The 25,472-nt window shown below is 53.9% G+C and carries 14 protein-coding genes and 4 pseudogenes; 7 read left to right on the top strand and 11 right to left on the bottom strand.

The genetic code is table 11. The features are described 5' to 3' along the window. Positions 1-690 precede the first annotated feature (690 nt). A complete protein-coding gene (locus QPJ95_RS17815) occupies positions 691-1,311 on the bottom strand; it encodes a hypothetical protein (RefSeq protein WP_270920595.1) in 621 nt (206 codons plus the stop codon). Between the two features lie 53 nt (positions 1,312-1,364). After that, on the bottom strand, positions 1,365-4,529 hold the full coding sequence (locus QPJ95_RS17820; protein ID WP_270920594.1) for a beta strand repeat-containing protein: 3,165 nt from the start codon (positions 4,527-4,529) through the stop codon (positions 1,365-1,367). Between the two features lie 411 nt (positions 4,530-4,940). On the opposite strand from QPJ95_RS17820, the gene QPJ95_RS24315 reads away from it, so the two are divergent. Next, positions 4,941-5,450, top strand: coding sequence for an invasion associated locus B family protein (locus QPJ95_RS24315; protein WP_270920593.1), 510 nt, complete (start codon positions 4,941-4,943; stop codon positions 5,448-5,450). A 480-nt stretch (positions 5,451-5,930) separates the two neighbouring features. Next, positions 5,931-6,071 carry a hypothetical protein gene (locus QPJ95_RS17825; RefSeq protein ID WP_270920592.1) on the top strand — a complete coding sequence of 47 codons (141 nt, stop codon included), beginning with the start codon at positions 5,931-5,933 and terminating at the stop codon, positions 6,069-6,071. 359 nt (positions 6,072-6,430) lie between these two features. On the opposite strand, the gene QPJ95_RS17830 is transcribed toward QPJ95_RS17825, so the two are convergent. Continuing rightward, a complete protein-coding gene (locus QPJ95_RS17830) occupies positions 6,431-8,617 on the bottom strand; it encodes a xanthine dehydrogenase family protein molybdopterin-binding subunit (RefSeq protein WP_270920591.1) in 2,187 nt (728 codons plus the stop codon). Positions 8,618-8,620: 3 nt separating this feature from the next. Then, complete coding sequence (locus QPJ95_RS17835; protein WP_270920590.1) at positions 8,621-9,085, bottom strand: (2Fe-2S)-binding protein; 465 nt, start codon at positions 9,083-9,085, stop codon at positions 8,621-8,623. A gap of 151 nt (positions 9,086-9,236) precedes the next feature. On the opposite strand from QPJ95_RS17835, the gene QPJ95_RS17840 reads away from it, so the two are divergent. From QPJ95_RS17840 to QPJ95_RS17855, 3 genes and pseudogenes are all read left to right on the top strand, one after another. After that, on the top strand, positions 9,237-10,148 hold the full coding sequence (locus QPJ95_RS17840; RefSeq protein ID WP_270920589.1) for an AraC family transcriptional regulator: 912 nt from the start codon (positions 9,237-9,239) through the stop codon (positions 10,146-10,148). Between the two features lie 631 nt (positions 10,149-10,779). After that, positions 10,780-12,099: pseudogene (locus tag QPJ95_RS24320) on the top strand (calcium-binding protein); the annotation flags it as partial. 24 nt (positions 12,100-12,123) lie between these two features. Continuing rightward, positions 12,124-15,156: an Ig-like domain-containing protein gene (locus QPJ95_RS17855; RefSeq protein ID WP_286018170.1), complete on the top strand. Its 3,033-nt coding sequence runs from the start codon at positions 12,124-12,126 to the stop codon at positions 15,154-15,156. Positions 15,157-15,443: 287 nt separating this feature from the next. Here the strand turns inward: QPJ95_RS17855 and QPJ95_RS17860 are convergent. From QPJ95_RS17860 to QPJ95_RS17865, 3 genes and pseudogenes are all read right to left on the bottom strand, one after another. Further along, a pseudogene (locus QPJ95_RS17860) lies at positions 15,444-15,914 on the bottom strand (IS30 family transposase); the annotation flags it as partial. Continuing rightward, positions 15,881-16,078 carry a DUF1254 domain-containing protein gene (locus tag QPJ95_RS24325; protein ID WP_390922464.1) on the bottom strand — a complete coding sequence of 66 codons (198 nt, stop codon included), beginning with the start codon at positions 16,076-16,078 and terminating at the stop codon, positions 15,881-15,883. The pseudogene QPJ95_RS17860 and the gene QPJ95_RS24325, both read right to left, overlap by 34 nt. A 560-nt stretch (positions 16,079-16,638) precedes the next feature. Next, a complete protein-coding gene (locus tag QPJ95_RS17865; protein WP_286018171.1) occupies positions 16,639-17,460 on the bottom strand; it encodes a hypothetical protein in 822 nt (273 codons plus the stop codon). Between the two features lie 536 nt (positions 17,461-17,996). On the opposite strand from QPJ95_RS17865, the gene QPJ95_RS17870 reads away from it, so the two are divergent. After that, entirely contained in the window at positions 17,997-18,806 is an 810-nt protein-coding gene (locus QPJ95_RS17870) for a DUF1254 domain-containing protein (protein WP_270921228.1), read from the top strand. A 203-nt stretch (positions 18,807-19,009) separates the two neighbouring features. Here the strand turns inward: QPJ95_RS17870 and QPJ95_RS17875 are convergent, their stop codons facing one another. Further along, positions 19,010-19,534, bottom strand: coding sequence for a DUF1269 domain-containing protein (locus tag QPJ95_RS17875; protein WP_270921229.1), 525 nt, complete (start codon positions 19,532-19,534; stop codon positions 19,010-19,012). A 579-nt stretch (positions 19,535-20,113) separates the two neighbouring features. Here QPJ95_RS17875 and QPJ95_RS17880 point away from each other — a divergent pair. Continuing rightward, positions 20,114-20,909 (top strand): annotated as a pseudogene (locus tag QPJ95_RS17880) (IS5 family transposase). A gap of 86 nt (positions 20,910-20,995) precedes the next feature. On the opposite strand, the pseudogene QPJ95_RS17885 reads toward QPJ95_RS17880, so the two are convergent. The 3 genes and pseudogenes from QPJ95_RS17885 to QPJ95_RS17895 form a co-directional block, all read right to left on the bottom strand. Further along, a pseudogene (locus tag QPJ95_RS17885) lies at positions 20,996-22,193 on the bottom strand (IS30 family transposase). 402 nt (positions 22,194-22,595) lie between these two features. Further along, positions 22,596-23,768, bottom strand: coding sequence for a mandelate racemase/muconate lactonizing enzyme family protein (locus tag QPJ95_RS17890; protein WP_270920810.1), 1,173 nt, complete (start codon positions 23,766-23,768; stop codon positions 22,596-22,598). Further along, complete coding sequence (locus QPJ95_RS17895) at positions 23,765-25,378, bottom strand: GMC family oxidoreductase (RefSeq protein ID WP_270920809.1); 1,614 nt, start codon at positions 25,376-25,378, stop codon at positions 23,765-23,767. The genes QPJ95_RS17890 and QPJ95_RS17895 overlap by 4 nt, the downstream gene beginning before the upstream one ends. Positions 25,379-25,472 lie beyond the last annotated feature (94 nt).

A 25,472-nucleotide genomic window follows, 5' to 3' on the forward strand; every position in this document is an offset into this window, starting at 1 on the left:
AGAAAACCTATCTTTTGTAATCAGTAGGTCCGCGGTTCGAGTCCATGTGGGGGCACCATAACATCAATGACTTAGATGATATTCGCTTCGTCAGTTTGTTGTTCGGGTACCGCTGCGGGTACCAGGCCGCGGCTCAACGACAGGACTCCGGCGCAGGTCGAAAGTTTCTGACGTATTCAGGGTCGTATCTACATACCACCCCCCCCCTGCGACCCCCCATGGCCCCCAACTATGCACCTGTTAAACACTGCTCAGAAAATATTGCCGAATTTCTGGAAGCGGTCGTTTAGGGTGTGGTCTTGCGAGTTTACTTTTGTTTGGGGGTATTTGCGGTGCGCATCAGGCGCATAACTTGAAGATCGTAGGTTCAATTCCTACTCCCGAAACCATAAAAACAAGGCCTCACAGCGTTAATCCGCTCGAGGCCTTTTTTTTGGGTCCGGCCAGTGTCCGGTTTGCGATCCAACTTCAAAACTCCTTCTCATTAGTCACTCCGAACTCACACCACCCTTTTTTGCCGATGTTTTGCAAGCAGGGCAGAGAGACCATGGAACATTCAGTCGCAGGAAATTTTCGAAAATTCAGGTGGTTCACTCTGGTGCAGGGACTTAGCAATAAGGGCGAAAGGTATAGCGAAGGCGATACACGGTTTGGCAAACTGGATTGTGCGCCTTCGCCAAATTTCAGGCTTCAAGAGCGGCAGTTATCGCCCTCCCGTTCGACTTGTAGAAAAGTGGTTCGGTCAGGCCCGGTTAATCCAGGAGTGATTCCCTCAATCACTTTGCCGTACTCTTTCCTGATTTTTTGAAGATGTGCAGAAACCAGCCGCCCCAGTGCAGATAGATGCAATCGCCCCTCACGGAAATCGAAGGACTGGATGAGGCCAAGCACCTTCAGGTCGGGGGTAGTATCCTGATGGCCGCCAAAACCGTTCTCGCTGAGTAGATCGAAAATGGTGTCGAGATCTCCCTTGTCATTGGCTCCATCGGGCGCCATTTCACCGATTTCGATGATTACCTGGTTCAGGTTTCCCCCGGGCTGGAACTTGTCGATGTCGAGTGTTTGTGGAAGTTTTTCGATCCTTTCCGGAGTGACCCGGATGGCGCATTCATCGAGACTTTCAACCAACCCGGTCAGCAAGAACGGAATACCGCCCGTAGCATTCAGGATGGCAGCTCGAATATCTCGGTCGTCGAGCACGAGTTCCTCGACTTCCTGAAGGTAGGGGCACCGCTGCTCTGGAGAGCTGTTTTGCAGGCGTTGGCTGTTGGTACGTCTGCGGGTCTTGTGTAAAAAATATATCGTGGCCAAATAGTAGGAGGCCCGCCATTGCTGGCGCGCCTCTTTCCTTGGTTGTGTATCAATCAGAACTGCAGGCGCACTTGGCCGGTCAGGCCATAGCTATCAAAGCCAGGGCCAAACCTTCCGTCTGCGCGTATTGACACGGACAGCTTGCGCAGAGATCCGGTAGTGCGGTCACGGCGCAGTTCCCGGTTGTAGGAATAACCAAGGCTGAGTTCAGTGTAATCTGGCAGCGCCGATGAAGTGATGTCTGTTGAAGAACTCGAGGTGTCGGTGAAGACCGAGGTTGAATCGTCAGACAAGTTTACATAGTGCGTCAATGTCGAAAAGAGCGCGGTTCTTGCTCCCGTGATCTCGTTAAAATCCGAATACGTCAAGGTGCCGCCGATAAAGGCGATATTTGTGGTTGTTTCATTCAACAAAAGACTGCTGCCATCAGTGAAAGATAAGGTAGCATCAGACGTGTTTGTCGTTGACAGGCCGACCGTCGGCACAAAAAACATCTGGGGCTGATTTGGCACGCTAAATGCATAACTTGCGGCAGCTGACAGTGTGTAGGAACTCGTGTCGAATTTTGAGTCATTCACAGGAAACGCCGTGCCCGATCCAACAGGGTTGGAATTTACTGTGAAGTCTGTTTTATCGATCCACCCCTGCACATCAAAGCTAAAGCGACCACGGGCACCAACTAGGTAGAAACCGCCATAGGCTTGGTCCATATCGAGGTCGGTTATACTCTCGATTGCACCGCTGATGCCGGGAATGGCCTGCTCAGACGTTGCGATGTTATAGCCAGCAATCAGACCATAAGAGAGATCCCAGCCATTTTCTTGAATCAGACTGTTAAAGCAGGTGCTGTCGCCGCCAATTTGGATGCCGGCGAAATTTGTATCTGTGGTGGTGGTTGTCGAGGACGTTGCTGTCGTTGCTGTGCCGGTCGCACTGCCGTTACCACCAACCATCCGGACCCATCCACCTGGGCGGCATTTCTCGTCTTCGTCAACCGCCGAAAGGCTGGTGACAAAGGGGCTGGTCGGTCTGTTGATCGCCGCTGCAACCAGGGACTGGGCAGAGGCGATCGCCCCGCTTAGACCGGCGATCGCGTTGTTAGTCTGGCTCAGTAGAACGATATCTCCGCTGATGGTTCCAAGGGTATAGACATAGACGTTTTGGTCATCCTGGGGCAGGGCGCCTGAAATGGTGGCCGTCAACGTGCTGGTTGTTTCAAGGTCTAACAGAACAATACCAGAGGATGAGATTGCCCCGTATGTGCCTGCTGTTGTCAGGTCGTTCAAAGAAATTTGGATTGTACCCGAGGAGGCCCCGGAGCCGAGTGCCACGATCGAGTCCGAGGTGCCCGCATTCAGATCCACATCCAGACTAACGATGCCGCCCGCACCAGTAAACGCACCACTGACAGTGAGCGCCGTGAAAGTGGAGCCATCTGCCATATTGATCGTGGCAGATGCGCCAAGTGTGATATTTCCGGTGATTGACAATCCGCTGGCCTGAGCCACCAAGGAACCACTCAGCAGGGAAGTTGTCCCCGACAGGGTGGCATTCTGCAACAGGTTGACCGTGCCGCCGGAATTGCTGAACCCACCAGTGGCCGTGTAGGTCTGGCCCGTGTTGACTGTGAAGGCGCCGCCAGTGATGCTGGTAAGGCCCGAGACGGTTGACGCGCCATCAACCGTGGTTGATCCTGCGGACTGGGAATAGGTTCCAGTGATATCACCGGCCAGCGTCGCGATGCCAGTGTTGGTGACTGTCTGATTGCCGGTGATGTCACCGTCCAGATCCAGAGTACCGTTGTTGGTAAGTGCAGTGGCCAGATCCACGGTTCCGTCCACGTCCAGCGTTCCAAGCGCCCCCGTCGTAATTCCACTGGTGGATGTCAGCGTTCTGGGGGAGAGGACGGTGAGAGTGCCGCCGTTGACCGAGATTATCCCGCTGACGGTGGTGTCGCCGTCGATATCGATCTGCCCTCCTGTCTGGGTCAGGGTGCCGGTGATATTCGCGCCGATATCCGCATCGTACGAGGCAGTTGTAACATTGCCGGTGACCGCAGCGTTTTGGTCATAAGTCGCAGCATTGGCCACATCGACATCCGCTGAAGTGGCCGCATTTACGGTAAGGGTGCCTTCGTCGATATCTATTCCGGCGGTAAAAGTCGAAGTCCCATCGATCGTTGTCGATGCCGTTGCCTCGGTGCTTTGGGTAAACAGCCCTGTCACTGTACCGTCCAGCGTGATCGCAGTGGAGGACTGGTTGTCCAGCGCCCCGGTGATGGAGCCGTCGTTCAGGTCCAGGCCCGCCGTCCCGGTCAGCAGCACATTGCCGTCCAGGTTCCCCGCTGCGGTTATTGTACCAGCCGAAGAGTTGAGCGTTGTGAAACCAAGAGTTGCCCCGCTTGCCACGTCGATCGCAGTGGCGCTGGTGGAGCTGTTGGTCAGGGTGGTAATCCCGTTCATCGTGCCGGTGTTGACAGCAATGGTGCCGGTGCCCTGGTTGGTCAAAGCGCTTGAGCCAACAGCCACTGTGCCCACTCCTGCGTTGACGACAATGGCGCCATCGTTTCTGACAATTTCACTGCCGCTGCTGTTAGAATCGGAGTTGAGGACCGCGCCCGCGGACAAGGTGACAGTGCCGGTGGACTCGTTGTGGATTTCACCGGCAGCTTCAACTGTGGCGCCGTCAGCAACCGTCAGCGCGCCCGAGTTATCTATTGAATCCGCTGAAAGTACTTTATTCGTACTCACATTCAGCGTCGCGCCCGAGGCAATGGTGACAGCGCCCGTTGTGGTGGTAATTGTATCCAGTGTCAGCTCGCCACTGGTAATCGAAATCAGCCCAGTAACCGCTAGGGTATCAGTACCAGATCCGTAAATTGTTAGTCCGGAGGCAGATGAGGTGACAGTTGCGGCGGTAATTGCTCCTAGGTTGATCGTTACCGTGGCGCCATCTGCTGCGGGGTCGAAAATGGCATCATCGGTTGGGTTTGTAAACGCAACGGTTCCACCGTTCCAGTTGTCTTCTGTCGCGTTCCAGTTCCCGGGTCCAGGCTTGGACCAAGTGCGGTCGGCGGCAGACGCAGTTGCGGGCAACAGCAAGGTCGCCCCCGTTGCCAATACACAAACCAGTTCCGTAGCGTGGCCAAACCGGCAGCAGCGACGCAGACTTTTCTGCCGAATTCCGTTTTGCTGAACCGTAACTTGTGTTTTCAACATATGGTGCGACCTCAGAATGTGACCGCCGGGCCCCTGTGTCATTGGGCCATATATCCGAGGCGATCGGAATTAAAGTAATGTCCAAAAAATCTGCGTTGGATGATTGGAGGCCCGGTTTTCAAAGCCATAATGGAATTATCAAACTGATCTTATGAACTTTGATCCGATATTTCTTCATGCCAATCAATAATGGCGCCACTCTTTCTGCTTGTGGGCGATGCTACTTCGCCGAGTGAACGAGTCGTTAAGAAATCCTGAGTTCGTGGTGAGTTCCCTTAGCAATACACCAAATCGTTGTCAAATTATCACAAAATTACATCTTGTTTGCGGGCCTGGAAATGAGGCAAATGCAGCAGATTGTTTTGTGATCAGTGCTGGTGTTGTATCCTGCCATTCATTCAGAGGTAAAATATGTTGTTTCGGTACATTTTTGTAATTTTCGCCTGTATTGCCACCACTGGTGTGTCCCAAGCACAGAGCACAGCACAAAATGGAGATGTCTTTGGCGATTGGCGCCTGGCCTGCAGAGCTCCGGCGGTTGGGCAATCGATTTGTAATATCTTTCAAGTTCTTACGGTGACGGAAACGGGGGAATTTTTGGCCGAAATTTCCCTGCAGTCGGCGGTTGTTGATGGCGAAAATACCGTGGTTCTGACTCTATCTACGCCAACGGACATGCTTTTGACAATTAGGCCAGGGTTTAAGATGGCATCGCAATCCGACACCCTGCCATTGGAGTGGCGCACCTGTTCCTCCGAAGCCTGCCTGGCGTCCCGTGTCTTGCAGCCCAATGAAGTTTTGGCGCTGAGGGCAGGTACTCAGATGATCATGGGGTATCAGTCCGTCAAACAGACGGAACCATTGAGGTTCTCGGTGTCCCTGAAAGGTGTGACACGCGGACTGGCGTCAATGAAGCAATAGGGTTCTGGTATCCCATTCAATGCAGTGGATTGCCTTTGCCCGCTGAAGTGGCATCACTTCAACCAGATGAGCCAAACTCTTCACTTGTTTAAGCTGCTCTTACTTCCAAAAACCCTGACGACGCACAAGAATTAAGCTGTTGGAAGCATATCGGGGGCGCTGTTGCGTCACCGGTTGTGATGTCCCTGCGGCTTAGGGTCGTGCGTGACCGTGATGGAAGGGGGGCGGTCTGATTGCTGCACCATGCACACTTCGACACAAAGGGCGGGTTCCGGACCTTCGCTGCGGTCAACTCCAACGGCAGCAATGCGCAGCTACTGACCTTTGCAAAGTCGCAGGGTGCGAAGCCTACTATGAGTCGCGACCGGCCCTTTGCGGCAATTGGTGACCAGTGCGGCGAAAGTCTGGTAATGGGAGGTACTAACTGCTTCACCCAGCAAAATAGTCTGGAGCTAAGTCACTGTTTGTTGGAGAAGTAGCATGAAGAAGATTGCTTTTGTTGAACCGATGTCGATTGGCATCGATATCGGCAAGGACAGGTTTATTTGGTCGACTTTGGTCCATCGGGACAGGGTAACTGCGCCAAAAGGTCAAGCGGATGGCGCTGAATTGGACTTTTGAGAATCTGCTGCGCTGTGTTGTCTGAATCAAAGCGTGCCTGAGTACGCACTTCGTCAGTCGCACCCCGCGCAAGATGGGGTTTGAGCCTATTGTTACCAGTGTCGCTGCTGCGGAAATTTGTCAGGATAGATGGTTTGCCGTCATTCGATGCAAGTGGTGAGGGCCAAGGGGATGCTACATTTTCAAGAATGGCTATTACTAAAAGAACCAGAGCAAATTACCTGACCGGAACAATCGTGCTGTTCCCATCAGGCATAAATTTGCTGCGGACCGACGCGGTCCGACATGCGAGCAAGGGTGACTTTGGCCGCTATCATGATTGCCTGCACCAGACGTTTTCACGCGGTGCAGGCAAGGATTTATGCGAATTCAACCCCATTTGCACTCATCGGCAGCTCTGCGACATGTTCTGCGTCAATGGACAGGGCCGCAATCGCATTGGCAAGAGCCGGAGCGGATGGCGGTGTACCGGGTTCACCCATGCCTGTGGGTGCTTCTGCGGAGGCCACGATGTGGGTCTCGATCGCCTTGATGTCAGAGATGCGCAACGGCTCATAGTCCGGGAAGTTGGACTGTTCCACGGCACCACCATCCAGCGTGATTTGGTCGCGCATCGCGTGACCGATACCATAGCCGATTGCACCTTCGGTCTGCGCTATGACCGTGTCTGGGTTCAGCGCGATGCCGCAATCCACAGCTGCGGTGACCTTCTCGATGACGATACCATCGTCGACGTTGCCTGAGACTTCCACAACAGTGGCTACGTAAGAGCCAAAGGATTTGTGCACGGCGATGCCTTTGGCGTGACCCGCTGGTGCGGAGCCCCAGCCTGCCTTCTCGGCTGCCAGCTTAAGCACCCCAGCCTTACGGGCCGCGTCACCTTCACCGGTCAGGTAATCAAGGCGATAGTCAACCGCATCCTTGCCAGAAGTCTTCGCGGCCAGATCCATCATCACTTCCATGACATAAGCCGTGTGGGTGTGGCCCACGGAACGCCACCAAAGAACAGAAGTCGCTTTTTCGGTGTCGGTGAGACCCAGCGCCTGGCCTGGAATGGTGTAAGGGCTGTCGGCAATGCCTTCAACTGAGGAGTGATCGACGCCATCATGTACAGCAAAGGCCTCAAACGGGGTGCCTTTCATGATGGATTGACCCGCGACTTGGTGATCCCAACCGATGATAGCGCCGGTTTCATCCAGACCTACGCGGACCTTGTGGCCAGCGGCCGGACGATAGTAGCCGCCACGGATGTCGTCTTCGCGATCCCAAACCAATTTCACTGGGCGCGACCGATCGGTCATGATGAAGGCCAGAGCGGCTTCGACCTGATAATCGGCATCAGGTGTTGCGCGACGGCCAAACGAACCACCGGCGAGCATGCTTTTGATCTGGATCTTTTCGGCAGGCAGTTCAAAGATCTGCTGATAGGCCATGTGTGGACCTGTCGGCATCTGCGCGCCATCGTGCAGCACGATGTCACCTTCGGCAGTCTGCTCGATGGTGCAGTTTAGGGGCTCCATTGGAGCATGCGCCAGCAGCGGGAAATAGAAGGTCTTTTCCAGCACAGTTGCTGCCCCATCAACCGTAGTTTTCACGGCTGTGCGATCAGCTTTGTTGACGTTGTAGGTCGGCTCTGCATTGAGCGCGGCCAGGATCTCGTCTTTGATCTCCTGAGAAGAGCGGGTCTCAGCTGCGGAGAAATCCCATTCGATTTCAAGCGCGTTGCGGGCCTGCATCGCCGCCCAAGTGTTCTCGGCGTACACCGCAACACCGTGACCGGTGGGCAGCGCCTGAGCCATAATGAAGCCTTTGACCTTTTTGGAGGCGCTGTCATCAAAAGCCACAACCGTGCCACCGCGCTGAGGCGTGCGGCGAACCATGACGACCATCTGGTTGTCCAGATGCACGTCCATGGCAAATTGCGCCTGACCGTTCACTTTGATGGGGCTGTCCAGACGGCGGGTCTGTGCATTGCCGATGATCTTCCACTCGAACGCGTCGCGCAAGCGGGGTTCGGCGGGAACTTCCATCTCGCCAGCAGCGGCGACGAACTCACCCATTGGGGCAGATTTGCCGGCACCTGTGATCACGCCTTCGACGATGTCCAGCGCGCCTGCGTCCACATCCCATTCTTTGGCTGCGGCAGAGATCAGCATCTCGCGCGCAGCAGCACCGGCGGTGCGGTACTGGGTGAAGGAGTTGGCAATCGCGGTCGACCCACCGGTGCCCTGGAAGGGACCGAACAGCAGGTTGTTGTAGATCGCGGGGTTGGAAGGGGCAAATTCGTAGTCGATTTGCTCCATGGTGACGCCAAGTTCTTCGGCGATCAGCGTGGTCAGGCCGGTGGCAGAGCCCTGGCCAAATTCTACGTGCTTACAAAGCGCAACCGCACGCCCATCAGCAGTGATTTTTACGAAGTGGTTCAGCATGGCATCTGCAGAGTTGGATGCAGCCATGGCGCCTTTGGTGTTGGCACCGACGTAGAATACGGCACCAGCCGCTGCAGCGCTTTTCAGAAAACCGCGACGAGAAAGATTAGCAGTCATTGTTTAAGCCTCCAGAATTTCGGATGCACGCAGAACACCGGCGCGGATGCGCTGGTAGGTGGCACAGCGGCAGGCGTTGCCGTGCATATAGTCATCCACCTCTTCGGCACTGGGTTTGGCGTTTTCACGCAGCAGGCCCACGGCGTTCATGATTTGACCAGACTGACAGTAGCCACACTGAACGACGTCCAGTTCCAACCATGCCTGTTGCACAGCTGCGCCAACCGTGTCTTCGGCCATCTTCTCAATGGTAGTGATCTCGGCGCCTTCAACGTCTTCAATGAAGGTCTGGCAAGAGCGCACTGGCTCGCCGTCCAGATGCACGGTACAAGCTCCGCAGGCGGCTACACCGCAGCCGAATTTGGTTCCGGTTAGTTTCAATTCATCCCGGATCACCCACAACAGAGGGGTTCCCGGCTCGGCGTCCACTTCGTGGGTTTGGCCGTTTAGGTTCAGCGATATTGACATGGCTTAGGGGCTCCCGTTGGCTTGGTCTGTTTTTTACTGTTGTGCCTAGATAACAACCGGCGGGCAGTTCTCCCTGCCTCATCCTCCGAATAACTTGCCCAATCCTCCGCCCTCCCGGCTTTTTGTTCTGTGATATTGATAGAAGCCCTATATGCTCAGGGCAGACAAAAAGGATACGATGGTGCAAAGAGAGCTGATTTCCGAGGTTTTCAACCATGTTCAGCAGCAAAATGCCTTTGGCGAGGTCTGCACTACGGGTGTTGATAGTCTTTTTGCGATGAGCAATCCAAAAACTACCCCTTACGAGTCGACACTGTATGAACCGATCATGTGTCTGGTCCTGCAAGGGGTTAAAGAGGCACATCTGGGCGAGCGGCGCGTAAGATATGGCGCAGGTGACTCGCTGATTGTAAGCCATACGATACCAGCGGTTTCGGGAGTCATTCAGGCCTCGGCAGATCACCCCTATGTGTCGCTGGCCTTACGTTTGGATATGGCAATGGCGCGCAGCCTTTATGACGATATTGGTGAAACTGAAATGGGCACTGGTGGCCTGCAATCCATGAGCGTCGCAGCAACGGATGCGGGTCTTGTGGATGCCATGACCCGATTGTTCCGAATTTCTCAAAATCCAATAGAGTCGCGAACTCTGGCTCCCTTGGTGCTAAAAGAAATCCATTTCCGCCTACTACGGGCCCAGCACGGAGGAATGCTGCGCCAGCTGCTTTTGCATGAAAGTCCAGCCAGCCGTGTATCCAAGTCAATAGCGCGCATTCGCTCCGACTATAATCAACACATTCCCGTTGCGGAGCTGGCGGCAACTGCCGGTATGAGTCAGTCCACGTTTCACGAACATTTTAAAACGGTGACCTCCTCGACACCGCTGCAGTACCAAAAGGAGCTGCGTCTTTTAGAGGCACAGAGATTGCTTAGATCAAGGGGCAAAACCGTTTCAAGTGTGGCCTTTGAGGTTGGTTATGAAAGCCCGACACAATTCAGTAGGGAATACGCTCGTAAATTCGGCGTCACACCAAGGCAGGAAAAATCTTCGCAAACTGTCTGAATTGTCGTCTGCCAGCACGATACCTTTGCCCACTCAGCAGTCATTCACGCAATGCGCAGCGAAGGGCCGGAAACCGCCCTTCCTACTTCAAACATCACCCATGCTGCACTGCGCACCAATGTCGTAGAAGGGCTGACAGCTGCCGTTAGACGTGTTTGTCACCAACGGCAGCTATGCGCAGTTGGCGACATTTGCAAACTCTGGGCACAACTTCAAAGCCGACTTTCGGAGGACACGGCATGCCGGTTGCCTTGAGCGCTTACCGGCCATTGCCCCAGACACAACCCTTCGCTAGCGCAGCATGTAGCGAACGGCCCAATGCGGCCGCTCGTGGCCCCCTTGGCGAATGGCTGGTTCAATCCCTGTCTTGCAAATGCTTCGCTTGGCAGAACAGCGCGAAGTGGGAATAGCGGACGTTGCTAGGTGCCTGGAGAGCTCTAACGCCTGTCGCTTTGGCATGTTCAGGGACGAGGAAATGCCTTTGTGAGGGCAACTCGGGCTGCCGGAAGAAGATGTTAAAATTCAATTAATTCAATTTCCATACTTTAAACTTGTACGTTCATTTCAAATGACACGCATAGGGTGCATCTCTTAGTCTTTTTCCTAGATTGATTAATTAATAGGTGTGGGAATGAGCGGTCAAGTGATTACCGGAACACAGGCAGCCGACAGAATTAGTGTCGATGATGAAAGCTACACCATCAACGCGGGTGATGGGAATAACCAGATTTCGGCAGAGGATGGCGACAATAACATCATTGCCGGGCGAGGTAGCGACAAAGTAACCGTCGGGGATGGCAATAACGCGATCCAAGTGGGCGAGGGCAGCAATCGTGTCTCGGTTGGCGACGGCGACAATGTTATTCAATCTGGTAAAGGCAACGATCAGATTTCAGTTGGCCGCGGTTCTAATGTGATTACGTCCGCAGGTGGCAACAACCGAATTATTGGATCGGATGGAAACACTCAAATCTCAACAGGTATAGGCAGGGATGACATCCGCCTTGGCAACGGTGACAACACGGTTGATGCCGGGGATGGTGCCAACAAAGTCACCGCAGGCAATGGTCTCAATATCATTGAAACTGGCAGTGGCGCAGATAGAATCACTCTGGGAAACGGGAATAACAAAGTCGCGGCCGGTGCTGGGAGCAACCAGATCATTGTCGGCGACGGTATGAATGAAATCACCTCAGGCGATGGTGACGACAAGATTACAGTTGGCAACGATGCCAATGAAATTGACGCCGGGCATGGGCGGAACACGATCAAAGCCGGCGGTGGGGACAATCAGATCTCAGCCGGGAAAGACGCTGATAGAATTACCGTTGGTGACGGAGATAACAACATAGATGCCGGAGATGGCACCAATCGCATTGCGGCTGGTGACGGTAACAATAACATCAGCACCGGTAGTGGCCGCGATGACATACGTCTTGGCGATGGCAACAATTGGATTTCCGCCGGTGACGGCGACAACAAGATCACTGTTGGCCAGGGTCAGAACGTGATCCTGACCGGGGACGACAAGGATACCATTAAGGTTGGCAACGGGCACAACACAATCTCTGTTGGCAATGGAGCGAATAAGGTCACCGCGGGCAGTGGCGACAATATGATCACTGCCGGTGACGGCAAAGATGATATTCGCGCCGGTGATGGCAACAATACAATCGAGATCGAAGCCGGTTCCAATCGCATTACGGTCGGTGACGGTTTCAACGACATTGAGACAGGCGATGGGGCCGACACCATTCGCGCAGGCAAAAGTGACAACCGGATCGATGCTGGGGATGGGAAAAACTCCATTACCGTAGGTGATGGATACAATGAGATCGAAACAGGCAGTGGCGACGACAGAATTACCGCCGGCGATGGCGACAACATCATATCCGCTGGTGACGGCACGAACCGAATTCAAGCGGGCGATGGCGACAACGAGGTTCACACCGGATCTGGCAAAGATGACATCCGTTTGGGCGACGGCACCAATACTGTCTGGTCGGAAGGCGGCAACACCAAAATCACCAGCGGCGACGGAGGCAATTTCATCGTTACGCACGACGGCGATGACTATATCAAAGTTGGCGATGGGTTCAATTTCATCGAGGCTGGCGAGGGTCGCAATAAGATTTATGCTGGAAAAGGTGAGAATTATATCACCACCGGTGACGGCGACGACACCATTAATGTCAAAGGACGAGACAACACAATCAATGCCGGTGGTGGACGGAATTCAATAACCGCTGGCGACGGTAACACTAACGTCAAGACTGAGGATGGAAACGACACCATCAAGCTAGGCGATGGGTTGAACACGGTCGAAGATAAAGGTGGCAACAACCGAATTTCCGTCGGCGACGGCTGGGCTGTCATTGAAACCGGCGATGGCAAGGATGACATCCGAGCCGGCGATGGGGGCTTCATAATTTCCACCGGCGATGGCGACAAGAAAATATCTGCTGGGGATGGCGAAATCGAAGTTTTTGCCGGAAATGGCAACAATACCATCTCTCTGGGGGACGGCGAAAACGAAGTTCATTCTGGCGACGGCAACAATAAGATCACGGTCGGCGATGGATCCAGTTTTATTTATGTTGGCGACGGCAATAACAGCATCCGGACCGGAGATAGTAACAACCAAATAACGACGGGTAACGGCAACAACAAGATTTCAGCTGGCGATGGATATAATGAGATCTCCACTGGTGATGGCAGGGATGACATCCGTGTGGGCGATGGCGATAGCGAGATCTCCGCCGGGGCTGGCAACGATAAAATTCGAACCGGCGACGGCAATAACACCGTCTATGGTGGTGATGGCAACGACACCATCCAAACCGGTGATGGCGATGACAAGATTTGGGGTGGTCAGGGGAATGACAAGATCACCGGTGGTGATGGCTATGACATTGCCTATTACGCCGGTTCATTCAGCGATTACATCCTTGAGCGGTCATCATCCCGCATTGAGATCACATCTGTGGGAACAGATGTTCCGGATGCCGGCTCTGACCAGCTCAGCGGCATCGAGGCGATTTATTTCCAGGCTGATGGTTACCTTCTCGATCTGACCTGGGAGGGAGACCCGACGCTGGTTGATGATAACGTGACAGCATCTGACGAAGGCCCTCTGATAATTTCCCTGTCTATTCTACTGGACAATGACGAAGGCCTCGGGGACCGGCTGCCTGCGCTTGAAGTCAGTGAATACAGTTCATTGGGCATCCGCGTTACTTACGATGGAGAGACCATCACCTATAACGCCGATGACGTGCTGCAATACCTGGGCGAAGGCGAGGAGTTTGAAGACAGTTTCACCTACACGATCACCGATCCCTACGGGGAAACATTCGAGGCACAAGTGAATGTGACATTGGATGGTAAAAATAGCGATCCAACAGCAGTTGATGACCTTTTGGTCAATGAGGAAACGGCTGCGACCACGGTTGATGCCAGCGACGAAATTGTGGTCAACCAAGATACGCCTGGGCGACAGACCAATTCGTCAATCACCTCATTTGACGACGGTAGCTATTTTGTCGTTTGGCAAACCAACGCGAATGTCTTTGACGACACCAATGGTGCTATTCGCGGCCGCTTTTTCAGTGCCAGCGGTGTGCCGACGGGTCAGGAGCTCGACATCAGTCAAGTGACTGATATTAGACAAACTGACCCGGATGTTGCGGCGTTGAGCAACGGCAACTATGTCGTAACCTGGATATCAGATAGTGGCGTAAACCCGACCCCTTGGACCGTCAAAGCAAGGGTATTACAGTCCGATGGGGTATGGGCAACGGATGAATTCGTAATCAATGATGACACGGTGCAATATCGCTACTCCCCTCTGGTAGTTGGGCTGGAAGGTGGCGGATTTGCAGTTACTTGGGAGGGGGGGCAATGGGTAAATTCAAAATTTGAAATGGATGTGGCCGTTTCGGTATTTGACGCATCCGGGCATCAAGTGGGTGACCAAATCACGCTAGAGACCCCTGAAGGAATTAAAGAATATAGCCCCAGCATTGCCGCGCTTCCTGACGGAGGGTTTGTCATCACCCGGATGACAGGCGGAGAAATGAACGCATACAACATTACTGTAAGTTTCTTTGACGAAACAGGTTCATTGGTATCCACACAGGCGATAACCGACAATGCCTTTGTTGACCTTGAGGCCTTTGAAAGTATTAAAAATTATTTTCCATCTGTAACAGTTGGCCCAGATGGCCAAACACTTGTTGTCTGGTCCACAAATGTATTGGGAGATTCGGAAAGTTCAGGGTATTTCGCCCAGATATTTAGTGAAGTTGGGGGCACGGTTGTTGAACAGTTCAGACTGGCTGACATACCTACCACAGGGTATTTCGATATCGCAACGACTTGGCTCGACGATGGCCGGTTTGTCGTTACTTGGAACGAAGACGCTGGGCTGGCCGTGCGCGCCCAGGTCTTCAATCCCGACGGAAGTGAAAACAGCAATGCATTCACAGTAGAGGTTACCAGCACAGGGGGGACATATAACCCTGACATTACGGCCCTAAGTGACGGAAGGTTCGCCATCACTTGGACCGGTGAATTTTTGAGCGAGACAAAAGAGGCAGACATAGCCGTACGTATCTTTGATGTGAATGGTGATATCACCAGTTCCGCTTATACGGATGAAGACAGCCCCGCGACAATCGACATCGCTGAATTGTTGTTGAACGACACTGATCCAGAAGGTGATGCCTTCATCTTCTCACTGGACACGGGCATCAGCGAGCATGGGGCAACGGTGACATATGACGCCGTAGCTGGAACGCTGACCTACGATGCCACTTTGGCAGAGGAAATTCAGGCTCTGAATACGGGTCAAGCACTTGAAGACACTTTCACCTACAGTATTTCGGATGGCCACGGCGGCACCGATCAGGCCACGGTTACAATAGTTGTTGGCGGCGTGAACGAAGACGAGTCTTCGGCATTCGCGCAGGAGCTTGCCTTGCCTGCCGCAGATGACTTTTGGGGGTAATGAAAACGAATTGGCCCAAAGCACAGCTTGTTCATGTGAGCGGCTGCTTTGGGTTGAAAACTACAGCTTGCAAAGTTTGCAACCTACGCATTGCTGCTGTTGGAGCGACGCGCAGCGAATGGCTGGCATCCGCCCTTCGTGACGCCGGTAAACTCTCCTAATTGCGGATTTTCGCAGATGCAGCGAGTGGCGGATCTGGCCACAGCCTGGCCAGTGCTGCACATCGCCATGAAGGTCCGCTCTTGCGGCGACAGGTTTCGGTGCCAGGTCCGCTTAGGGCGGCGGTTTCAACGGGTCGACGCAACACATGCATTGAAACGCTCGGCTGGTGTCTCATATCCTAGCGTTTTTCGAGGTCGTTCATTGAGCTGCCTTGCGACGGCACTCAGCTTTGCTTGACTATGTATCGACAAATCTGTGCCCCTTGGGAAGTACTGTCGCAGCAAACGGTTGGTGTTTTCGTTCGTGCCGCGTTGCCACGGTGATCGTGGATCACAGAAATAGACGTCGATATCAGTCGCCAAGGTAAAATTTTTGTGCCCCGCCATCTCGCTTCCACGATCCCATGTCAGTGAACGGTAGAGTTCTTTTGGTAGTTTGTGAGCTTGCTTGATCAGCGCCTGAACAACGCTGTGACTGTCTTTGCTGCCAACCTTGGCCAGCATCACATAACGCGTATGTCGCTCGACCAACGTGGCAATGAAGCTGTTGCCAGAACCGGCGATCAAATCGCCTTCCCAGTGTCCTGTAACGGCACGGTAGCTTGTTCTTTCGACATCTCGTCAGAAAGCGGGACACGCACGATTGAGTAGACCGTATTGGTGTTGGCTTGCACGAGCTGGTGACCCGCGGGGACTTGCCCATCCCAGCCTGGCGGCACGATAAGCATCTTGTCGCCTTGCGCCTTGTTAGGACCAACCATTCCCCAATCATAAAAGGCCCGATACCACCCATCGTAGAAACCCGCGTGATGGGGCCAGGAGGGATCTCATAAACCACTGGTCCAACCTCTTCGAGATGAATGTTGTCGAACAGGTGCACCACCGATTGGTTCGGCGTGAGTACCTCTTGGTCCGCATTCGCGAGTTGGTCGTAGAGCATGGCGCCAAGGTTCTCTACCCCGACATGGTCCATCGCCTTTTCCCACAGATATCCGTTATAAGCCGCCTCAACCCAGAACACCGATTGTGTTGCACGCTGAAAGTCCATCTCATCAAAGAGCAGTTCCTGCGACGCGCGCGACGGCACATCATGATCAAAACCAGGTTGCCAATTCGTGACTCAAACGTGTCGATGTAGTCGCCCGTAGCCTGGGCAGAAGCCGATGTTGCCATGAACAGCACCGGTGCAAATAGAGAAATTATTTTGTAAAAAAACGTCATTCAAACCTCCTGCTGAGTGTTGATCATAAGTAGCGTACAGCTTTTTCCATTTGAATTCTGGTTCGGGAATTTTCGCAGGGTTGGGCTCTGGGCGCTTACGTCATTGGAACTGCATGTTCAGTGCCAAATAGATTTGCCATTTGGGCAACCCGTTGCCTTTGTGTGCGACGGTGTATTGCGGTTCGACGAAAAAGTTGAAAACTGTTTTGTTGCGCTTGGTGACCTTGCCAAGACGGATGCCAATCGGCACGGCATAGCTGTCATTTTTGAAATTGTAACTCCAGATCGGAGCGCCACCGGTGTAGTATCCATTGCCCAACTGATAAAAAACAAACGGCTGGATTGCGCCCTGACTGATACGGGTTCGGCCATGTGTGTCCCCAACGCCCCCACGCCAGGTCAACAGATAGCCATATTGGATTATGGGTGAGGTGGCGTTGAAGTAGACGTTGGCCACCCCCAGTTGCCACTGATCCGATCCAAGCCGGTCGTCCGTGGCAGTCGGTGCAACCACTTGTGGGCCTATGGCAAAGCTGACTCCGGGTTTGCCAGTTTCGAACTGATAGGCTGCAAAAATATCGAAATCGCCAATCGCGCTGACCTTTTGTCCGCCCGGCCCAACTGGAAACGAATTATAAGGTAGCGAGGCACGGATCAGCCATTTCGTATCGCCTATGGAAATCGGTTGAGCGTAGCGCAACACAAACTGGTTGCCAGTGGCGTTCCCGAGCCCCGTGAACTCTCCGATATAGTAGTTCTGGATGTTAAAGGCCTTGATGTCGGCCAAAGGGTTGTTGGCCTGTGCGGCGTCAGAGGCCGAGTCAGACTGTGCATGGAGCGAGAGAGGCAGCAACACTGCGACAGTCGTTAGGAAACGGAGTAGGTGTTTTCGTAGATCAACACGGAACATTGCATTTGCCACATTAATACCCCTTGGTTCGCACATAAGGCTTAGAAGGCTCGGGACATCTACCGAGGCAACGAGATAATCAGCGCGCGGGCATTCCAGCTCAAGCTCTCCGAGAACCATGTTTGTCAGAGAATTAGCGCGCCCATCAAGACTTTCCAGTATCGGTCAGCGGTTCAGAGGCCTTGATGCCTTTGTTGCTGTCGATATTACGGATGGAGGCGTAGAAACCCCTTTATCAAAGTCCCAATTTAGGATGCACGGTAGAGCTATGCCAACTGCGACAGGCAGCGGGAAAGAGGTGAGCATCTATGTGTCCCATCATGTTTTCCATGCGTAAGGATTTGAAATGGCCCACTTATATTGCGTCATGTTTATTTACTTCGCTGACCCCGATCAGACGGTTTGTTGCTGCAGACAGTGAATCCGTGTAAGGCTCAGGCTTGTAGCGGCTGTGTTTGTGGCCAAGACGGCACCCAACTGTTTATCGAAATCGCGGCTGGTTCAAATTTCAAGCCATTTGACAGATCAAAAACGGTTTGGACAACGATATGAAAAGCTTGATTTCTACACTCATCGCAATGACCTTTATCGGCACAGCTTCGCTGGCTACTCCGCTGGAGGACGTTCAATCTCAGCAAGCCTATCATCGTGCAAAGGAAGCCGTGTTTTGGTCACAAGGTGCTATGGGAGTGGCCTTGTCGCTGGATGCAATCCGAAAACTGGGCGGCGACTACAACGACATTGGTTATCTATCTGATCAAGCAAACTGGAAATATCAGATTCTGACGCCGAATTCGGTCTCGCTGTACGTCGAAAGTGTCATCAAGACGTCTCAGTTTACGCCGGTCGTCGTTGAGCTTCCTCCGGTAACGCAAAGAACGGACATCTTTGGAACCATTATGGATAGCTTTCAAACGCCGTTGACTGATGTTGGGTCCAAGGGCGCTGATGCAGGCCTTGGAGGCAAGTACATCATCCTTCCCGCGTCATACCAAGGTACTGTGCCCAACGGATATATTCCTGTGCACACCGAACGCAATATTTCCTTTTTCAACTTTCGGGTAATTCCCGCCTCATTCTCTGATAACGACATGAATGAGGCCCGGGGTATGATCCAGAATATTAATGTCTACCCCTACAATGACCCAGACCGGAAAGGCATGCACATAGATGTCTTTGACCACCCCTATCAAAATGTGGACCCACGGGACGCAACTTATTTTGATATTCTGGCTGAATTGTTGAATGAAGAGACCGTCGTCGAACGCGACCAGATGATGGCTGTCAACCTTTGTGGGTGTGCGTTTGAGGCCGTTCTACCTGCATCGGTCTCGAATCCTGTGGCTGCCTCCCAATGACCAGGGTGCCCAACACCGGCGACTTTGAGGCGAGGATTGATATTGCTGAGTACGATTGCGGTCTTCCTCGTTCTGTGGCGGGAAACTTGGCAGCTCAGGCGCAGGGCATAATGGCAAAATCCACAACCATCATTCCGATCAAAAAATGCGCCGATCCCGTTTGTTGGATCAATACAAATCCACCGAGGCACGTCCCTAAATCCTCAGCCGCTTGAATTTAGTGCATTGTTGATTTGCAGCTCTGTATCCGCAGAAAGAGTTGAGCTAATTACTTCGCCACTAAACCCTGCCATGTGATCCAGAACTTCCCCGATATTTTCTGTTTTTGCTAAGACAAACAGAACGGCACCATCTCCTTTTACTGCGTTGACTATACTTTTCATTTTAGCATCTGGAATACCCACGTCCGCCAGAAGACCTGCGGCAAGGCCCGTTCCAAAGCCACCAGCTGCCCCCGCGATTACAATGCCAGTACCCGCTCCACCCGTGGCAAGCGAGATGATTGCACTGACCAAAATACCCAACCAAGCGCCTCCGATAGCGCCCGGAATTTCCCAGTCTACCATCTTGTCGAGCTGAACTTCACTATAGTGTTTGTGCGCGATTACCGCGTCTTCAAGCTTCAACAGCTTATTTTCTGCCAGCTTCTGAAGCACATTCCTCGCGTCACGTGCTTCCTTGGTGCTGTTCATCAAAACAGCAACGAAATCGTATTGGGTATTAGACATCCGCGATACCACCTATACTAATCTCATTGTTACAATTATTTGCGCAATAACGCGGGCAAACGGTAGCCTAACTATGCTCGAAGGCAACAATTTCCCAACAACGAAGTCTGGATTGTCGCCTCGGACCACCTCTGAGTCTTTGCTATCTCAGTCTCAGTCTCAGTCTCAGTCTCAGTCTCAGGCATCCAGCAAACCAGCGTCTGCATCAAAGTGCAGGAAAGCAAAAAGCTAAGAAAATATGTTAATACAATGAAGGCTGTCCCATGACGCTGGAGCTGCCGATTGGTGTTAACCTGGCACTGCTGCTCAGATATCCTTCTAGCGAAACATATGGGCAACGGTACGCTTCAACCGCAGCTCAAGCACCGCCTCATGACGGCGCTGCCAGGCGGGGTATTGACCCTTATTCTTCATCGATTACTCCAAGTTCTATTAGACGTTCGTCCGGGTCAAAATACCAGTAGCACAGGAGGGTTTCGCTACACCCGCATGATCGCATAGATAGGTATTTTTTAGGGTCAGGACCCATTGATTTTGTGATGGAAGTCTGAATCACTGTCCCCAAACAGGAGCAGTGATATGAGCGATCTTTTCTGGCTAACGGACTCCCAGATGCCCCGCCTTAAGCCGTTCTTTCCGAAATCGCATGGGAAGCCTCGCGTTCACTGCCCGGCAGGGCATTGCATAGCAATGTCCCGAGAGGGAAGATAGACGTGTCCTGAGCGGACTAATATTTATTAACCGCAATGGGTTAAGGTGACGGGATGCCCCAGCGGAATACGGTCCTGCGAAGACGCTCTACAACAGGTGGGTCCGCTGGAGCCGCAAGGCGATATTCGCTCGCATTCTCATGGAGTTGGCCCGCGAGGGTGACAAGACCGACGTGCTTATGATTGATGCGACCCACCTTAAAGCGCACTGAACGGCATCAAGCCTGGCTCTTAAAAAGGGGGCAAAACCCGCCTGATTGGGCTGACAAAGGGTGGTTTGAACTCAAAACTGCACGCCGTGACCGATGCATTCGGTCGCCCGATCCGGTTGTTGCTGACCGCTGGAAACGTGAGTGATTACATCGGCGCACGTGCCCTGATGGCGTCCCTTCCGAGGGCCAAATGGTTGCTCGCTGATCGTGGATATGACGCAGATTGGTTTCGTAATGGGTTGAAAGATATGAAGATTGAGCCCTGCATTCCGGCACGAAAATCGCGCAAACAGATCATCTTGCATGACAAGTCCCGGTACAAATCCCGCCACAAAATCGAAAACATGTTCAGCAAGCTAAGACTGGCGACGCATCGCCATGCGTTATGACAGATGCCCTGAACTCTTCCTCTTTGCCATTGCGCCCGCCGCAATCGTCTTATTTTGGTTATGAGACCTGACCCTAAAGCGAATGTCGTAAAAGGGCTGGGAGCGGTTGTTAGACGTACTTGGCACCAGGGTCGGTTATGGGCGGCGGTTTCAACGGGTCGACGCAACACATGCATTGAAACGCTCGGCTTGTGTCTCATACCCTAGCGTTTTTCGAGGTCGTTCATTGAGCTGTCTTGCGACAGCACTCAGCTTTGCTTGACTATGTACCGACAAATCTGTGCCCCTTGGGAAGTACTGTCGCAGCAAACGGTTGGTGTTTTCGTTCGTGCCGCGTTGCCACAGTGACCTCGGATCACAAAAGTAGACGTCGATATCGGTCGCCAAGGTGAACATCTTGTGCCCCGCCATTTCACTTCCACGGTCCCATGTCAGTGAACGATAGAGCTCTTTTGGCAGCTTGTGAGCTTGTTTTATAAGCGCCTGAATAACGCTGTGACTGTCTTTATTTCCGACCTTGGCCAGCATCACATAACGCGTATGCCTCTCGACGAGAGTGGCGATAAAACTGTTGCCGGAACCTGCAATCAGATCGCCCTCCCAGTGCCCTGGCACGGCGCGATCCTCAGCCTCTACCGGCCTGTCACGGATGGATATAGCATCCTTGATTTGGCCAAGGCCTCTGCGCTTCATAGTGGCGTTCCGTGCGCGGCGAATGGATCGCTTCGCCCGTAAATGCGACAGTAACTCCTTCTTAAGTACGCCGCGTGTCTGGATAAATAGGCTTCGGTAGATCGTCTCGTGAGAAACACGCTTATTCTCATCATCGGGATGTTCGCGCATCGGCCATCCTGCGATTTGTTGCGGGGACCATTTGCGGGTCAGCTTGGCCGATATCGCCCCCTCTCATCGATACTTCGTATCGACTGCCGGCCAGTGGACATAGATAGATATTGCCTGCCAGTTTGCAGGGCTTTGGGCGATGGGCGCGAGCCCATGCCGCTGCATCTGATTGAGCCGCACGGTAAAGTTTGGCGCCACCGTTGCGCCGGATCTCGCGGCTGATGGTCGACGCAGACCGTTTCAAGGATCTCGCAATTGATCGCACAGATAGTTGCGCAGTCAGGCCTCGTGATATCTCCTCGCGTTCAGCCAAACTCAGAGCCAAACGGGACCTCATGCGATCTGGCGGACGGATACCACCGGTGCGCGCCAGCAGAGGATAAATCGATGATGATGCACGATCAAATCCACGTCCAATCGAACTCATCGACTCTCCGCGTTGCCAACGATCCCAGATCTCTGACTTCTGTTTATCTATAAAAAAATGTCTGCGGCGATAGGCCATGATTTACACTCCATCTTTCCATAAAGACTAAAGTGTTGCGCCGACCCGTTGAAACCGCCGCAGATAGCAATCTTTGCAAGCTCAGGGGGACAGATGTGCCAGGCCGACGGGAACGGCCCGTTCCGGTTACTCAGAAAGAGTAGAGATGCCGTGCTGCAGCATTCGTCTTCCTGCCGTTCTTCGATAGTGCAGCATAGTTACTGGATGGACGTCGGCGGGGCGGACTTTGTGGTGGTTCACTGTTGTTGATCCAACTGGAGCGAACGACCACTCATGCCGCTCGAGGTGTACGATGCGCCGAAACAGCCACTTGTGCTTGCCGCCGCATTTTTGGTTGGGCGATGGCGCTGGTGCAGGACTAAGCAGGCCTTCAGGCAAAGAACTGGCATCGAGCAAAATCCATCAGGCGTCCTCGCTGCATTTGTAGGTGGATTTGGCAAGCCATTCGGGATTGATCTCAACACCCCAGCCTGGTGCCTCCGAGACAAGAGCCTTGCCATCGGTGATTGTATAGGGGTCATTCAGGAACAGATCGCGCTGCCAGGGGTAGTAATCGTCTCCCTCGACCGAAAATTCGAGATAGCGGCCCGCATTGGGAATGGCGCGCAGCATGTGCATGGTAAAGAGCGTAATGAGCGAGAGGTTGGCGCAATGCGGGGTGCAAGGCAGACCAGCCTCATGGCCCATGTGGGAGACCTCCATGCTGCGCGCGATGCCACCCACATAGAGGATGTCGGGCTGGATAATGTCCACGGCTCGCATCGCGATCATCCGTTTCCACTGCTGCAGGTCCCAGTCTTGCTCACCGCCGGAGACATCGATGGCAAGTTCACGCGTCACCTCAGCGGTTTGCTCTAGTTCCCAATAGGGGCACGGCTCCTCGAAATGCTCATAACCATTGTCCTCGAGCATCCGGCCCACCTCGATCGCGCGGACGGGGCTGAAACCGGAATTACCATCGACCAATAGCGCCGCATTGGGGCCCATAGCCTTTCGGATGGTGGGAATGATGGCTTCGGTTCGGCCCGGCCATTCGTCGCGGTCCTGGCCGCATTCTGCACCGACCCGCACCTTGAAGGCATCGAACCCGTACTTGTCACGTAGATCGATCAGGCGCGCCGCCTCATCTTGCGGTGTAATGTCGCGCCGCATTGAGGACGCATAGGCACGGACCGGACCCGCAGAGCCGCCCAGAAGCTCCGCCACCGGCTTGCCTGCCGCCTTGCCGCGCCAGTCCCAGACTGCGGTGTCTAACCCGGCCATAGCTCGGCGCAGATAGGTGCCCGGAAACTTGTGTTCGCGCAGAGGGATTTCCGCGATCACCTCCTCCAAGGCGTCCATACCGCGCCCAAGCGCCCAAGGGGCAACCTGACGGTGCAGGATCTCGCAGGTGAGGTCGCTGTTATAGGTCGAGACCTGCCCCCAGCCAGTAGAACCGTCCTCGGCGGTAACGCGGACAAAGCCAATCAACGGGGTGCAAAAGGTTTCAATCCGACGGATCCGTGGGCCAGTGTCTTCCTTGCCGCGGACGTAGCTGACCGGCACTGCGCCGGAAGCTGAATAGGGGGTGCTCATGATTTGTCCTCCAGAATCAAGCCAGCCGCCCGATGGGCCAGCATCATGGTTGGGGCATTGGTATTACCCGAGGTGATGTTCGGAAACACTGAGGCATCCACGACCCTAAGCCCAGCCACTCCATGCACTTTCAGCCGTGGGCAGACCACCGAGACAGCCGCATCATCGCCCATCCGGCAAGTGCCAACAGGGTGGAAAACAGTGCCGCAGCGTTCCCGGAAATCAGCGAGAATTTCCTCAGGTGCCATACCGCGCAAGTCGGGATCCATGGCGCTTTCGACCAGCTGACCCAGCGCGGTGGTGGCAATCAGTTGCTGGCACAGCATACCGCCCGCGACGACCTGCGTATGGTCCTCATCGGTGGACAGAGAATTGGGACGGATCAGCGGCGGTGTCTCGGGGTCTTTGTCGCCAATGTCGATGCGTCCACGGCTGGTGGGGCGCGATGGCTGAAAGCCAAGGATGAAGCCTGGGAAGGGGTCGGGCTGTACCACGGTACGCTTACCGTTTGACGTCGTGGTGTAAGTGACCGGGTTGAAATAGAGTTGCTGATCGGGTTGCTCCATTTCTGATACCGACCTGAAATAGCCGCCACATTGGTTCACCGACAACGACAGCGGCCCGCGCCTCGTCAAGGCATACTGCAAAGCTGCGCGCAGCTTGCCGTGGAAGGGTCTCAACACATTGTTCAGTGTCGGCTCCGTTGCGCGGAAGTAATAATTTATGCCCAAGTGATCCTGCAGGTTGCCACCAACATTCGGATTATCCAGGATCGGCGCAATCCCGTGAGATTTCAACATTCCCGCAGGGCCGATGCCAGCCAGTTGGAGGATCCGCGGCGACGTTACTGTACCTGCCGACAGGATGATCTCTCGCCCAGCTCGGAACTGCATAAGACGTCCCTTGTGCCGAACATGCACAGATGTGGCCCTACCACTCTCAACCCCGAGACCCTCAACCAACGCGCCGGTCAAAAGGGTGACGTTCGGCCGCTTCAGGGCTGGTGCTAAATAGGCACGAGCCGAATGCATCCGCCGCCCACCGCTGGTGTTGATCTGGTAGACGGCCGCGCCTTCATTTTTCGGACCGTTGATATCGTCCGTAGCGGGCAGCCCAAGCTCTTGTGCTGCCGCAAAGAAATGCCGATTGGTGGGGTGGATCTGGTCCGAGACATCCTGGACGTGCAGTGGCCCCGTGCCCCTTTGGCTGCCATCGGAAGCAACTTGTGTCTCCATCGCCTCATAGGTTTCGAGCGCCGCTGTCCAGTTCCAACCCGTCGCACCAGCCGCCGCCCAATCATCAAAGTCCTGCGGCAGTCCGCGGGCATAGACCAACGCGTTAATGGCGCCAGACCCGCCAACGACCTTGCCGCGTGGCCAATATCCCTTTCGGCCTGCCAGCGCTTCTTCCGCCTCGGTGTGGTATCTCCAGTTTACCGCAGGGTTGTGGAAGGATTTACCATATCCAAGTGGTAGCGATATCCAAGGCGACTTGCCACGACCTCCGGCCTCGAGAACAAGAACTCTGTGGCGCAGCGATGCGCTTAACCGCTCCGCCAGCACACAACCAGCCGAGCCTGCGCCGATGATGATGTAATCATAGTCTGTCATTCTTCTGGTTTGCCTGCCTGCAGTCCCGTCACATGATCACTACAAAGTTGCACTGCAAATTCAAGGTGAAACAAGCAGTTACGGCAAAAAGGGC

The sequence above is a fragment of the Parasedimentitalea psychrophila genome (genome assembly GCF_030285785.1).
Classification (GTDB): Bacteria; Pseudomonadota; Alphaproteobacteria; order Rhodobacterales; family Rhodobacteraceae; genus Parasedimentitalea; species Parasedimentitalea psychrophila.

What these genes read in the sequence shown, in the direction of transcription:
- QPJ95_RS17820 (WP_270920594.1), bottom strand. Translation starts at nt 4,529, where the DNA reads ATGTTGAAAACACAAGTTACGGTTCAGCAAAACGGAATTCGGCAGAAA.
- QPJ95_RS24315 (WP_270920593.1), top strand. Translation starts at nt 4,941, where the DNA reads ATGTTGTTTCGGTACATTTTTGTAATTTTCGCCTGTATTGCCACCACT.
- QPJ95_RS17825 (WP_270920592.1), top strand. Translation starts at nt 5,931, where the DNA reads ATGAAGAAGATTGCTTTTGTTGAACCGATGTCGATTGGCATCGATATC.
- QPJ95_RS17830 (WP_270920591.1), bottom strand. Translation starts at nt 8,617, where the DNA reads ATGACTGCTAATCTTTCTCGTCGCGGTTTTCTGAAAAGCGCTGCAGCG.
- QPJ95_RS17835 (WP_270920590.1), bottom strand. Translation starts at nt 9,085, where the DNA reads ATGTCAATATCGCTGAACCTAAACGGCCAAACCCACGAAGTGGACGCC.
- QPJ95_RS17840 (WP_270920589.1), top strand. Translation starts at nt 9,237, where the DNA reads ATGCTCAGGGCAGACAAAAAGGATACGATGGTGCAAAGAGAGCTGATT.
- QPJ95_RS24325 (WP_390922464.1), bottom strand. Translation starts at nt 16,078, where the DNA reads ATGGTTGGTCCTAACAAGGCGCAAGGCGACAAGATGCTTATCGTGCCG.
- QPJ95_RS17870 (WP_270921228.1), top strand. Translation starts at nt 17,997, where the DNA reads ATGAAAAGCTTGATTTCTACACTCATCGCAATGACCTTTATCGGCACA.
- QPJ95_RS17875 (WP_270921229.1), bottom strand. Translation starts at nt 19,534, where the DNA reads ATGTCTAATACCCAATACGATTTCGTTGCTGTTTTGATGAACAGCACC.
- QPJ95_RS17890 (WP_270920810.1), bottom strand. Translation starts at nt 23,768, where the DNA reads ATGAGCACCCCCTATTCAGCTTCCGGCGCAGTGCCGGTCAGCTACGTC.
- QPJ95_RS17895 (WP_270920809.1), bottom strand. Translation starts at nt 25,378, where the DNA reads ATGACAGACTATGATTACATCATCATCGGCGCAGGCTCGGCTGGTTGT.